Annotated in this window: 13 protein-coding genes; 5 read left to right on the top strand and 8 right to left on the bottom strand. The window is 70.3% G+C overall.

Features of this window, described 5'->3' with window-relative positions; translation table 11 throughout:
- Together ASF39_RS03460 and ASF39_RS03455 are read right to left on the bottom strand one after the other, a co-directional pair.
- Complete coding sequence (locus ASF39_RS03460; protein WP_056281030.1) at positions 1–969, bottom strand: aliphatic sulfonate ABC transporter substrate-binding protein; 969 nt, start codon at positions 967–969, stop codon at positions 1–3.
- A 437-nt stretch (positions 970–1,406) separates the two neighbouring features.
- The gene (locus ASF39_RS03455; RefSeq protein WP_200938141.1) at positions 1,407–1,700 is read right to left on the bottom strand and encodes an AbrB/MazE/SpoVT family DNA-binding domain-containing protein; all 294 of its coding nucleotides are present in this window, start codon (positions 1,698–1,700) and stop codon (positions 1,407–1,409) included.
- A gap of 181 nt (positions 1,701–1,881) precedes the next feature.
- Here ASF39_RS03455 and ASF39_RS03450 point away from each other — a divergent pair, with 181 nt between their 5' ends.
- Positions 1,882–4,671, top strand: coding sequence for a [protein-PII] uridylyltransferase (locus tag ASF39_RS03450; RefSeq protein WP_055880677.1), 2,790 nt, complete (start codon positions 1,882–1,884; stop codon positions 4,669–4,671).
- A gap of 88 nt (positions 4,672–4,759) precedes the next feature.
- Complete coding sequence (gene grpE / locus ASF39_RS03445) at positions 4,760–5,401, top strand: nucleotide exchange factor GrpE (RefSeq protein ID WP_056281026.1); 642 nt, start codon at positions 4,760–4,762, stop codon at positions 5,399–5,401.
- A gap of 182 nt (positions 5,402–5,583) precedes the next feature.
- Here the strand turns inward: grpE and ASF39_RS03440 are convergent, their stop codons facing one another.
- From ASF39_RS03440 to dapB, 4 genes are all read right to left on the bottom strand, one after another.
- Positions 5,584–6,543 carry a hypothetical protein gene (locus ASF39_RS03440; protein ID WP_055880682.1) on the bottom strand — a complete coding sequence of 320 codons (960 nt, stop codon included), beginning with the start codon at positions 6,541–6,543 and terminating at the stop codon, positions 5,584–5,586.
- 114 nt (positions 6,544–6,657) lie between these two features.
- On the bottom strand, positions 6,658–7,353 hold the full coding sequence (locus ASF39_RS03435) for an alpha-ketoglutarate-dependent dioxygenase AlkB (protein ID WP_056281024.1): 696 nt from the start codon (positions 7,351–7,353) through the stop codon (positions 6,658–6,660).
- Positions 7,354–7,361: 8 nt separating this feature from the next.
- Positions 7,362–8,000: a 2,3-bisphosphoglycerate-dependent phosphoglycerate mutase gene (locus tag ASF39_RS03430; protein ID WP_055880687.1), complete on the bottom strand. Its 639-nt coding sequence runs from the start codon at positions 7,998–8,000 to the stop codon at positions 7,362–7,364.
- Positions 8,001–8,117: 117 nt separating this feature from the next.
- Positions 8,118–8,915, bottom strand: a complete 798-nt coding sequence (gene dapB, locus ASF39_RS03425) for a 4-hydroxy-tetrahydrodipicolinate reductase (RefSeq protein ID WP_055880690.1) — start codon at positions 8,913–8,915, stop codon at positions 8,118–8,120.
- A 173-nt stretch (positions 8,916–9,088) separates the two neighbouring features.
- Between dapB and ASF39_RS03420 the strand changes: the two genes are divergently transcribed.
- Both ASF39_RS03420 and ASF39_RS03415 read left to right on the top strand, forming a co-directional pair.
- Positions 9,089–9,358: a DUF4926 domain-containing protein gene (locus tag ASF39_RS03420; protein ID WP_056281022.1), complete on the top strand. Its 270-nt coding sequence runs from the start codon at positions 9,089–9,091 to the stop codon at positions 9,356–9,358.
- 35 nt (positions 9,359–9,393) lie between these two features.
- The gene (locus ASF39_RS03415; protein ID WP_056281020.1) at positions 9,394–9,699 is read left to right on the top strand and encodes a DUF6883 domain-containing protein; all 306 of its coding nucleotides are present in this window, start codon (positions 9,394–9,396) and stop codon (positions 9,697–9,699) included.
- 31 nt (positions 9,700–9,730) lie between these two features.
- Here ASF39_RS03415 and ASF39_RS03410 read toward each other — a convergent pair whose 3' ends face one another.
- Positions 9,731–10,417 (bottom strand): MarC family protein, encoded by a 687-nt coding sequence (locus ASF39_RS03410; protein ID WP_056281018.1) that lies wholly within the window; start codon positions 10,415–10,417, stop codon positions 9,731–9,733.
- 4 nt (positions 10,418–10,421) lie between these two features.
- Positions 10,422–11,156: a class I SAM-dependent methyltransferase gene (locus tag ASF39_RS03405; protein WP_055880701.1), complete on the bottom strand. Its 735-nt coding sequence runs from the start codon at positions 11,154–11,156 to the stop codon at positions 10,422–10,424.
- 150 nt (positions 11,157–11,306) lie between these two features.
- Here ASF39_RS03405 and gloB point away from each other — a divergent pair, with 150 nt between their 5' ends.
- Entirely contained in the window at positions 11,307–12,086 is a 780-nt protein-coding gene (gloB, locus tag ASF39_RS03400) for a hydroxyacylglutathione hydrolase (RefSeq protein ID WP_056281016.1), read from the top strand.
- Positions 12,087–12,135: the final 49 nt, after the last annotated feature.

The following is a 12,135-nucleotide window of genomic DNA, read 5'->3' as shown; positions in this document are numbered from 1 at the left end:
TCAGCGGGCCGGGACGGGCGCGAACCGCGTGTCGATCAGGCCGGCCACCGCCGCCTTCACGTCGACCTCGGCGGGGACCACGCCGGCCTGCTGCAATGCCACGCCCGCCGCCTCGATGCTCTGGGCCTGGGCGGCGCCGACGACGGGCTGGGTGAGGTCGGTGCGCTCGATCTGGCGGGCGATCACCGGCTCGGGCAGCTTGGTGGCCGCCACGAGGGCCTGCTTCAGCGAATCCGGGTTGGCGATGGCGTAGGCGCGGGCCTGCTCGTAGGCGGCGATCACCGCCTTGACGAGCTCGGGGTTGGCGGTGGCGAAATCCTCGCGCACGTCGAGCACGCCCCAGGTGTTGGCGGAGGCATCGCGGAAGAACAGGACGTTGCCGGCCTCGATCTCGGAGGCCGCCATCATCGGGTCGAGGCCGGCCCAGGCATCGACGTCGCCGCGCTCGAGGGCGGCGCGTCCGTCGGCATGCTGCAGCAGGACGAGCTTGGCGTCCTTCTCGGTGAGGCCGGCCCCCTGTAGGGCGCGGATCAGGAAGATGTGCGGATCGGTGCCGCGGGTGACGGCGATGCGCTTGCCCTTGAGGTCGGCCGGCTTGGCGATGCCGGTGTCCTTGCGGGTGACGAGCGCGGTCCATTCCGGGCGCGAGAAGGCGTAGATCGCCTTGATCGGGTTGCCGTTGATGCGCGCCAGCAGGGCGGCGGCGCCGGCCGAGGAGCCGATGTCGATGGCGCCGGCGTTGAGGAATTCCAGCGCCTTGTTGGAGCCGAGCGACTGGGTCCAGCGGACCTTGATGCCCTTGTCCTTGAGCGCCTCTTCGAGGAAGCCCTTGTCCTTGAGGACGAGGCCGACCGGGTTGTAGGTCGCCCAGTCGAGCCGGATCTCCTTCACGTCGGCGGCGAAGGCCGCGCCGTGCGAGAGCAACAGGGCGAGGGCGGCGCTCGCGAGGCCGCGACGGGACAGGTGCATGGCGGAGCTCCCCGATGCCCGTCGACGCGGGCTCACAGGGGTGAGCTAGGCAATCGCGTTCGGAGTGTCAAACGGAAAATCCGCTGAAGAGAACGCTTCAGGGGAGTTGGAGGAAGGCGGCGATCTTCGCTTTGACCTCTGCGATGACGCTGTCTGGGGCCATGTTGGAGAAACGCGCTCCACGGTCGGCCCAGGAAAGGGGCTTACCCTGATCAGCCAGTACGAAGCCGTGGGTCCCGTGTCCGGGTGGCAGGGCGACCTCGTAGGGGTAGCCGCGTCCGCGACTGGTGATGGGGCACGCGAAGCATCGCCCGACGAGGTTATTGTAGGATCGGGGTGTCAGCACAAGCACCGGACGCCAGAAACCCTGCTCCGTCCCGCCATGCGGACTGAAGTTCAGAACGATGATGTCTCCGAGATCGGGACAATAACGTGTTTCACCAGAACTCGTTTCCGACGGGAGGCCCGACGAACTGCTCGTCATGGAGGTTGTCTTTCGTGATGCCGGCGAGCAGTTCCTCGAACGTGTAGCGAGGCTGAGTCGCGCGGGGGGAAATGACGATCTGTCCATCTTCGACGCGCAACTCGGCACCGCTGCCTTCGCTGGCGCCCACATCCCGCAGGATGTGCGCAGGAATGCGGATGGCGAGGCTGTTGCCCCACCGTGAGAACTGAACGAACATTTTTCGATCCGCGCCGGTATCAACGAGATGTACGCTCAGGCGAGCCATATCGACTCACTGGCGTATCGTCGATGTAGATACGTTTTAATCGGCTGTGGGTCAAAATCCCTTGTGCCGCTCGTGCGCAAGCCGCACCGGTCCAGCCTTCCTCGCGCGCTGCCCCTATGCGGTGGTTTCCCCGCACCGCGAGCCCGCTGTCGGCGACGGCTTAACATGCTACGGGAGCGCGATGTTCGACGCTGCCGCAAGCCTCAAGTCCGTCCTCGATGCCCTGCCGCGGGATGCCCGCGAGGCGACGCAGTTGCGCGCCGTGCTGGTGCCGGAACTGCGGGCGGTGATCGCGGCCGGGCACAAGGACGCCGAGGAGCGCCTGATGCAGGAGCGCGACGGCGTCGCCTGCGCCAGGCGCATCAGCGCGCTGACCGATGCGGTGGTGCGCGCCATCCACGACGCCGTGGTCTGGCGGCTCTATCCCAACGACAATCCGTCGTCCGGCGAGCAGCTGGCCGTGGTCGCCACCGGCGGCTACGGCCGGGGCACGATGGCGCCGGGCTCGGACATCGATCTCCTGTTCCTGCTGCCCTACAAGCAGACCGCGTGGTCGGAGAGCGTCGTCGAGGCGATGCTCTACGTGCTGTGGGACCTCAAGCTCAAGGTCGGCCACGCCACCCGCTCGGTGGAGGAGTGCCTGCGCGAGGGCAAGGCGGACATGACGATCCGCACCGCCCTCCTGGAAGCGCGTTTCCTGTTCGGGTCGCGGGTCCTGTTCGAGGAGCTGGTGACGCGCTTCGACACCGAGCTCGTGATGTGGACCGCACCGGAATTCGTCGAGGCCAAGTTGCGCGAGCGCGACGGGCGCGTGAGCAAGTCGGGGGCCTCGCGCTACCTCGTCGAGCCCAACGTCAAGGACGGCAAGGGGGGGCTGCGCGACCTCAACACCCTGTTCTGGATCGCCAAGTACACCTACCGGGTGCGCGACCAGAGCGAGCTCGTGCCCGCCGGCCTGTTCACGCCGGAGGAGTACCGCTTGTTCGAGCGCTGCGAGGAGCTGCTGTGGCGGGTGCGCTGCCACATGCACTTCGTCACCGGCCGCTCGGAGGAACGGCTGTCCTTCGGCCTGCAGCCGAAGATCGCCGAGCGCTTCGGCTACGGCCCCCGCGGCGGGCTCTCGGGCGTCGAGCGGTTCATGAAGGCCTACTTCCTGATCGCCAAGGACGTCGGCGACCTCACCGCCATTGTCTGTGCCGCCCTGGAGGCGCGCCACGCCAAGCGCACCCCGGTGCTCGACCGCTGGATCGGCCGGTTCCGCGACCGCTTCCGCGCCTCCGCCATCGAGGCCGAGGACTTCGTGGACGACCACGGCCGCATCAACGTCAAGGACGGCGACGCCTTCGTGCGCGATCCGGTCAACCTGATCCGCCTGTTCTGGCTGGCCGACCGCCACAACCTGCCGATCCATCCGGACGCGACGCGCCTGGCCAACCGCTCGCAGCGGCTGATCGGCCATTCCCTGCGGGCCGACGGGGAGGCCAACCGGCTGTTCCTCGACATCCTGACCTCGAAGAACTCGCCCGAGACCATCCTGCGGCTGATGAACGAGGCCGGCGTGCTCGGCCGCTTCATCCCGGATTTCGGCCGCATCGTCGCGATGATGCAGTTCAACATGTACCACCACTTCACGGTGGACGAGCACCTGCTGCGCTCGCTGGGCGTGCTGGCGGCGATCGATTCGGGACGGGTGACCGAGGACCACCCCCTGGTCACGCGCCTGATCAACACCATCAGCAACCGGCGCGCCCTCTACGTGGCGGTGCTCCTGCACGACATCGCCAAGGGCCGGCCGGAGGACCACTCCATCGCCGGTGCCGCCATCGCCCTCAAGGTCGGCCCCCGCTTCGGCCTCAGCCCGGCCGAGACAGAGACCGTGGCCTGGCTCGTCGAGCACCATCTCCTGATGTCGATGACCGCCCAGAGCCGCGACCTGTCCGACCCCAAGACCATCGAGAAGTTCGCGGGCGTGGTCCAGACGCTGGAACGCCTCAAGCTCCTCACCATCCTGACGGTGGCCGACATCAAGGCGGTGGGCCCGGGCGTGTGGACCGCCTGGAAGGGCACGCTCCTGCGCACCCTCTACGACGAGACCGAGGTGATGCTCTCGGGCGGCCACTCCGAGATCGCCCGGACCGACCGGGTCCGCCTCATCCAGATGGCCCTGCGCGAGCAACTCGCCGACTGGGAGTCGGGCACCTTCGACGCCTATGCCGGCCGCCACAACCAGGCCTACTGGCTCAAGGTCGATTCCGCCCGCCAGTTCAAGCACGCCGGCTTCGTCGACCGCCTGGCCGCCCAGGGCCGCACCGTGGCCACCGCCTGCGAGACCGACCCGGCCCGCGGCATCACCGAGATCACGATCTATTCCCCCGACCACCCGCGCCTGCTCGCCATCGTCACCGGCGCCTGCGCGGCCTCGGGTGGCAACATCGTGGATGCGCAGATCTTCACCACCACCGACGGCTTTGCCCTCGATTCGATCTTCATCTCCCGCGCCTTCGACCGGGACGAGGACGAGCTGCGCCGGGCCGGCCGCATCACGATGGCGATCGAGAAGGCGCTCAAGGGCGAGATCCGCATCGCCGACCTCGTGGCCGACAAGCACCCCCCGAGCGCGCGCACCACCACCTTCTTGGTGCCGCCCGACATGGCGATCGACAACGCCCTGTCGAGCCGCGAGACCGTGGTGGAGATCACCGGGCTGGACCGGCCGGGCTTGCTCTACGAGCTGACCACGGCGCTGAGCCGGCTGAGCCTCAACATCACGTCGGCCCATGTCGCCACCTTCGGCGAGCGGGCGGTGGACGTCTTCTACGTCACCGACCTCACCGGCACCCGCGTCACCCAGCCCGACCGGCAGGTGGCGATCCGCAACGCGGTGATGGAGGTTTTCGCCGGTGACGTGGCGGCGCTGCGGGCCGAGGGGCTGGAAGCCCTGGTCGACTCGCCGCCGCCGCGCGAGGCGTGAGGACCGGTCAACTTGATTTCGGGCGGCGAGGGCCTGATATCACCCGCGACCCCGACATCCCTTTTCCTTCAACGATCGACGACAACCGATGATGGCCACCGACATGGAGCACGAGGACCGGCGCGAGGCGAACGAGGCTTCGCAGGCAGCCCACGAGTCCGCCCCCGGCGAGGCGCAGGCCGCCGAATCCGATTCCGCCAACGGCGACGTCAAGCACGCCGAAGCCCTGGCGACGCTGATGGCCGAGCGCGACGAGTTCAAGGACCGGACCCTGCGCACCCTGGCGGAGATGGAGAACCTGCGCCGCCGCACCGAGCGCGAGGTCGCCGACGCGCGCACCTACGCGGTCACCAACTTCGCCCGCGACCTGCTCACCGCCGCCGACAACATCCGCCGCGCCATCGAGAGCGTGCCGGCCGACGCCCGCGAGACCGCCGACGGCCCGTTCAAGGCGCTGCTCGACGGCATCGAGCTCACCGAGCGCGACCTCGCCAAGACCTTCGAGCGCCACGGCGTCAAGCTCCTGGAGCCCAAGGGCCAGAAGTTCGATCCCAACCGCCACCAGGCGATGTTCGAGGTGCCCGATGCCGAGGTGCCGAGCGGCACCGTGGTGCAGGTGATGCAGGCCGGCTACGTGCTCGGCGACAGGGTGCTGCGCCCGGCCCTCGTCGGCGTCGCCAAGGGCGGCCCGAAGGCCGCGGCCGGCCCGGCGGCCGACGACGCGGCCTGAGCGATGACGGGCAAGGCCCCGGGTCGGACACACCGTCCGGTCCGAGGCCTTGTCATCCCATTTCCGGTTGATCACTTCGTGATGCGGACATGGGCTTCGCTCAGGCGCCGCGCGGGCTCGGTGATGCGGTTCCCGCTTCATTCAAGCGGACACCGTATCGGAGGTTTCCGAACGCGCGTTCGCTACTTGAGCTGGATGCTGTCGACGACATCGCGGAACCGCGACAGGGTGGCGTCGCGCTGTTCGGCGCGGACCACCCCGACGGCGCGCAGGTATCCGTCGGGCGCGAACCGGATGGTCTGCGAGATCACCACCGGGATGTCGGTGGGCAGGTCCTTGGCGCGGGCCACCATCTCGTGCCAGTCGACCCCGTTCTGGCGGTAGCTCTGCGACCGCTCGATCACGAAGTCCTTCATGGTCTGGTTGGAATAGAGGGCGGCCCTGGCGAAGGCCTCGCGCTGGTCGGCGGCGGGGGGCTGCTGCACCGCCTGGGCCAGGACCAGGATCGGCTGGTCGAGGTTGCTGACCTCGTCGTTGGCGCCGTAGGTCATCAGCATCGAGTTGCCGGCCAGCACCCGGACCGGGCGGAAGCCCGCGGCGGTGCCGACCTTGAAGGGCAGGGCCGCCACCTGCTCCTGAAGGGTGAGCGCGGGGCGGATGTGCACGCCCGTGAGCATGCCGCGCATGGTCTCCTCGGTCTCCGCCCCGGGCACGCTCTGGGCGATGATGATGCCGGTGACCGTGGGATCGCCCACGAGGAGCAGCCATTTCTTGATCGGGGGCGCGCCCGCCGGCTCGGCCACCGGCTGCTCGCCGGTGAACAGCACCGCGTCGACCTCGCCGGCGACCTTGATCGCCTCGCGGCTCGAGACGACGAAGCCCTGCGACTTCAGGTTCTCGTCGGTGAAACTCTTCTCGAGGTCGACGTAGGCGCTGGGCGGCAGCTCCACCACCGAGAGCGTGGCGCCGCCCTCCAGGCGCTCGAACCCGGAGAAGCGCTTGGAGGGGGCCATGTCGGAGGGCGGCGTGAACCCGAAGCGGGAGCTGGGCGGATAGACCACGTCGGCCGCGAGGGCAGCCGCGGTGAGGCCGAGGCTCAGCACCAGCGCCGCACAGGGGCGCAGACAATCACGCAGACGCATCGGGTCCTGGTCTCCGGGCACTGTGGGCGGTCTTGGGACAGCCGGCTTGGGGCAGTCGGGCCGCCCCGAGCCGTGTCTCGATCCCCGATGAGGTCGGCCCACATCCCTCCCCTGTCAAGCGTGGCCGGATCTCATGGGCACCCGCACCCGCCGCAACGTGAGATTACAGCGCCCCCCGGCCGGCAGGCGATCGGCCATGACCGCCGGAATCGTCGCGTCCCCCGCTTCGCCCAGAAGATCTACCACGGCCGGCAGCAGCCGGTCGACGCCGTGGTGGATCAGGCGGGAGACCCCGCCGATCACCAGGGCGTCGCCCGAGCGGAGCCGGACGGACCGGGTCGGGTCGCCGCGCCGCAGCCCGCCGTAGCGGAACAGCGCGGTGGCCCCCAGGGACAGGGAGACGACCGGGGCATCCAGCGCCTCTTCGTCGCGGTCCTGGTGCAGGCCCATGCGCGCGGCCGGGCCGTAGAGGTTGACGAGGCAGGCCTCCGGCTCGGCATGGTAGCCCGACAGGTCGGCCCAGGCGCGCAGCGCCAGCGAGGGCATCGCCGGCCAGGGCCGGCCGGTCTCGGGGTGATGCGCCTGGTAGCGGTAGCCGACCTCGTCCGAGACCCAGCCGAGGGCGCCGCAGTTGGTCATCCGCACCGAGAACGGCCGGCCGGTGCGCGGCATCCGCGGCGTGTAGGGTGGGGCCTCGTCCATCGCCCGCGCCAGCTCCGTCCAGAGCCGGTCGCGCGCCGCCGCGTCGAGGTAGCCCGGATGGTGCACGAGCCCCGGGGCCAGCACCACGCCGGGCGAGGCGGCGGCCATCGACCGGATCAGTGGTCCTGGTCGATGTCGCGCTCCAGCACCGACTTGCTCTCCACCGTGGTGTCGGACTTGAGGTGGTAGACGAGCGGGATGCCGGTGGCGATCTCGAGGCTGGCGATGGTCTTGGTGGTCATGCCGTCGAGGACCATCACCAGGGCGCGCAGGGAGTTGCCGTGGGCGGCCACCAGCACGCGCTCGCCGTTCATGACGCGGGGCAGGATGAACTGGATGTAGTAGGGCAGCACCCGGGCGGCGGTGTCCTTCAGGCTCTCGCCGCCGGGGGGCGGCACGTCGTAGGAGCGGCGCCACTGGCGCACCTGCTCGTCGCCCCAGCGCTCGCGGGCGTCGTCCTTGTTGAGGCCCGACAGGTCGCCGTAGTCGCGCTCGTTGAGGGCTTCGGCACGGTGGGTCTCGAGACCGCCCTGCCCCATCTCCTCCAGCATCAGCGAGCAGGTGTCCTGGGCCCGGCGCAGGTTGGAGGTGAAGGCGACGTCGAAGGCGAAACCCTGGCCCTTGAGCCAGCGACCGGCGGTGCGGGCCTCGGCGATGCCGAGCTCGGTCAGTTCGGGGTCGCGCCAGCCGGTGAACAGCTTCTTGAGGTTCCACTCGCTCTGGCCGTGGCGAGCGAGGACGAGCAGACGCTCCATGGGGCAACGATCCCTTCGGTCGTGGATGGTGCGGTGCACAAACGTGCGCCGCCACGGCTGATGCCTGCCCGAGCCTGAACGCGCGATGACGCGGGCGCCGTTTGCCGAGCGCGTCTATCAGAGCCCGAGCACGTCGGCCATGCCGTAGAGGCCCGGCGGCCGGGCGAAGGCCCATCGCGCTGCGCGCACCGCGCCGCGGGCGAAGATGGCGCGGTCCTCGGCGTGGTGGGAGAGCGTGATGCGCTCGCCGGGGCCGGCGAAGACCACGCTGTGGTCGCCGACCACGCTGCCGCCGCGCAGGGTGGCGAACCCGATGTCGCCGGGTCGGCGCGCGCCGGTGTGGCCGTCGCGGGTCGAGACGCGCACGTCGGGGAGCGCCACGCCGCGCCCCTCCGCCGCCGCCTCGCCGAGGAGCAGCGCGGTGCCGGACGGCGCATCCACCTTCATGCGGTGGTGCATCTCGACGATCTCGATGTCGAAGTCCTCGCCGAGGGCCGCGGCGACCTTGCGCACCAGCCCGGCCACGAGGTTGACCCCGAGGGACATGTTGCCCGAGCGCACGATCCTGGCGTGATGGGCCGCGGCCGCCAGCCTGGCGAGGTGGGCCTCGTCCATCCCGGTGGTGCCGACCACGTGGACGATCCGCGCCTGGGCCGCGAGTTCGGCAAAGACGATGGTGGCCGCGGGCACGGTGAAATCGAGCACGCCCTCGGCGGCGGCGAAGACCGGCAGCGGATCGTCGGTGACGGGCACGCCGAGCGCCCCGATGCCGGCCAGCGTCCCGGCATCCTGGCCCAGCGCGGGCGAGCCCTCGCGCTCGATCGCCCCCGACAGCGTGCAGCCCTCGGCCTCGGCCACTGCGCGGATCAGCATCCGCCCCATGCGCCCGTCGGCGCCCACCACCACGAGCCGCATGCTGTCCTCCGACCGTTCCGGCTGGCGGTACAGCCTGGGGCCGGCTCTGCCAAGGCTCGGCCAAGACTCTGCTCGGCCAAGACTCTGCAAAGACGAAGGGATCGAGGAGGCAGGGGCGCGGGGACCTTGCGCAGGGACCTTGCACGGCATGGGGAACGGCATATCGTTCTCGCATGACGAGCGCAGCCCAAGACCTGGTGCGAAAGCAGGATCTGTCGCGAAAGGACGAGCCGCGGACGGATCTGAAGGATCTTGACGAGGTGGTGCTCCTGAGCGACGTGTCCGCCGACGATGGCGCCGTCCTGACGGCGGGCACGGACGGCACGGTCGTGGCCGTCGTTCGCGACGGGATCGCCTACATCGTCGAGTTCAGCGAGCCTCCCGGAACGCTCGCCACCGTCATGGCGGATGAGCTTGTGCGAGCGGGTGCCGCCCGAGCGTGAGGGCACCGACCAGCGATCGGCCCACACATTTTGTCGTGAACCCTGCCAAGATCGTCGGGTACCTCCTCAACCTCCACCATGCATTGGGCGGACCCAAGGCGCGGTTCTTCCTAGCTTTCGGGTTCAGCGTCAGCGACCCCGAGACGCTGGGCCGGGCCATCCTCGACCATGCCGTGCCCGACCATTTCGCCGGACGCGTCGTCGGGAAGGCTGGCGACATCCGACTCGTCTACGCAGGCCCGATCAGGACTCCCGACGGTCGAAATCCTCGGATCAGGACCGTCTGGCTCGCCGAAGCGCACAACACCGCTCGCTTCATCACGGCCTATCCCGACCGGTGACGCCACGCGAGGGTCCTCCGTCGACGGTCCGTCACGACTTCCGCCCCGCCACCAGCGGCCCGAGCACGTCGACGACACCGTTGAGGAAGATCTGGGTGCCGACGCACAGGAGCAGGAAGGCCGAGAGCCGGCCGAGCACCCGCGCCCGGCCCGGGCCGATCAGCGAGACGACCCGGTCGGCCGAGCCGTAGGCGATGCGTACCATCGCGGCGATGACGAGGGCGGCGAGCGACACGCCCACGAAGAAGCCGACGGATTCCGGCCCGGCCGGCGGCCGGTTCGAGCCCAGCGCGATCGCCACCGCGATGGTGCCGGGGCCGGTGGTGAAGGGCAGGGTGAGGGGGAAGAAGGCGATCTCGGCGAGGTTGCCGGCCGGCTCCTGCGCCTCGGCGTGCTTGCGCGCCTCGCGGGCCTCGGGTGCGCGCAGCAGCGTCCACGCCGAGGCGCCGACCACGAGGCCGCCGGCGATCCGCAGGGCCGCCAGCGAGACGCCGAAGAAGTTGAGGATCGGCGCCCCGGCCCAGAGCGCGGCCAGCATGATCAGCGCCGCGTAGAAGCCGATCCGCCGGGCGAGTTCGAGGCGCTCGGCATGGCTGTTCTGCGCCGTCACCTGGGCGAAGATGAGGGCGGCCCCCACCGGGTTGACGATGGAGAACAGGGTCGAGAGCGCCAGGAGGAAGCTCGCGACCCCGGCTTCCAGGCTGATGGCGTCGGTCATCGCGTCAGCCCGGTGAGGGAGCGGGGACCAGGACCCGGGCGGGCGCGCGCAGGGTGCTGCGCCGGACCTGATGCACGGGAATCGGGCGATACAGCTGCTTGGTCGCGTCGACCACGTGCAGCCCGGCGAAGGGCAGCGACAGGCCGGTGCCGAACCGCTCCCAGGCCCCGGCGGTGCGCAGCCACAGGCGGCTCTCCACCGGTGGCATGTACAGGGTCTCGGCCCAGCCCTCCGGCGAGAACAGGGTGCTGCGCATCAGCCGGCCGAGCTGCGAGCGGCTGTAGGGCTGGCCGTGGCCGAACGGCGTCGCCTCGCGCCGGGCCCAGACGCCACGGCGGTTGGGCACGACGAGGATCATGCGCCCCCCCGGCGTCAACACCCGCCAGACCTCCTGCAGCAGTTCGGTGGGGCTCTCCACCGATTCGAGGGCATGGACCAGGATGACGCGGTCCACCGCCGCCTCCGGCAGGGGCATCATCGTCAGGTCAGCGAGCGCCGAGGCCGAGCGGCCGCTGCCCGGCCAGTTCACCACGCCCTGCGTGGCGGGCATGAAGGCCAGCGTGCGCTCGGCGATGCAATGCACGGTGGTGAGGTAGGGGGTCGCGTAGCCGAGCCCGAGCACCCTCAGGCCGGAGACGGAGCCGAGGAAGCCGTGGACCGCGCGGCCGACGATGCGGTGGGTCACGCTGCCGAGCGGCGTGGCGTAGAAGGCGCGCAGATCGGTGACGTCGAGACGCATGGCGTTGCGGTTCCGGCCCGTCCGGGCCGTGGAAGCCCGACGAGGGCCATCAATGGGGATCGCGGGCGCGCCCGGCAACCCGCGCTGCGCACGGAACCGCCTGCTCTACCTCATGTTCTTCGACCGCCGAACGATGGAGTGAACCCCACCATGACCGACCCTCGCCCCGAGATCCGCACCTTCCCCTGCCGCAGCGACAACATCGGCGTGCTCCTGCGCGATCCCGCCACCGGGGCCTGCGCCGCCATCGACGTGCCCGAGGCCGCCGCGGTGCTGGCCGCCCTCGACGAGACCGGCTGGACGCTGACCGACATCCTGGTCACCCACCGCCACGGCGACCACGTCGAGGGCATCCCCGAGGTCAAGCGGCGCACCGGCGCCAAGGTCACGGCGCCGCTCAAGGCGGGTGGCGCGGTGCCTGAGGTCGACCGGACCGTGAAGGAGGGCGACGTCGTGCGGATCGGCGAGCTCGCCGCCGAGGTCTGGGAGACGCCGGGCCATTGCGACGACCACGTCTCCTACGTGTTCGGGCAGGCCGGGGTCGCCTTCGCCGGCGACACCCTGTTCACCCTGGGCTGCGGCCGCATTCTCGAAGGGCCGCCGGAGGTGCTGTGGCACTCCCTGAGCCGGTTCCTGGCCCTGCCCGACGCGACCCAGGTCTACAGCGGCCACGACTACGTGCTGGCCAACGCGCGCTTCGCGCTGGCCGCCGAGCCCGACAATGCCGCCCTCGCCGCGCGCATGGCCGAGGCCGAGGCGGCGGCCGGCGAAGGCCGGTTCCTGATCCCGACCACCATCGGGATGGAGCGCGCCACCAACCCGTTCCTGCGATCCGACCAGGCGACCCTCGCCAAAGCCGTGAATCTTTCCGCGCAGGCGGCACCGGTGGAGGTTTTCACCGCCCTGCGGGCCTGGAAGAACCGGTTCTGACAGGCTATGCGACTGACTCAGGGCTGCCGGGCGCGGATACACGGTCTGC

It is taken from the genome of Methylobacterium sp. Leaf108 (assembly GCF_001423265.1).
Classification (GTDB): domain Bacteria; phylum Pseudomonadota; class Alphaproteobacteria; order Rhizobiales; family Beijerinckiaceae; genus Methylobacterium.
This window is presented reverse-complemented; position numbering and strand designations above follow the sequence as displayed.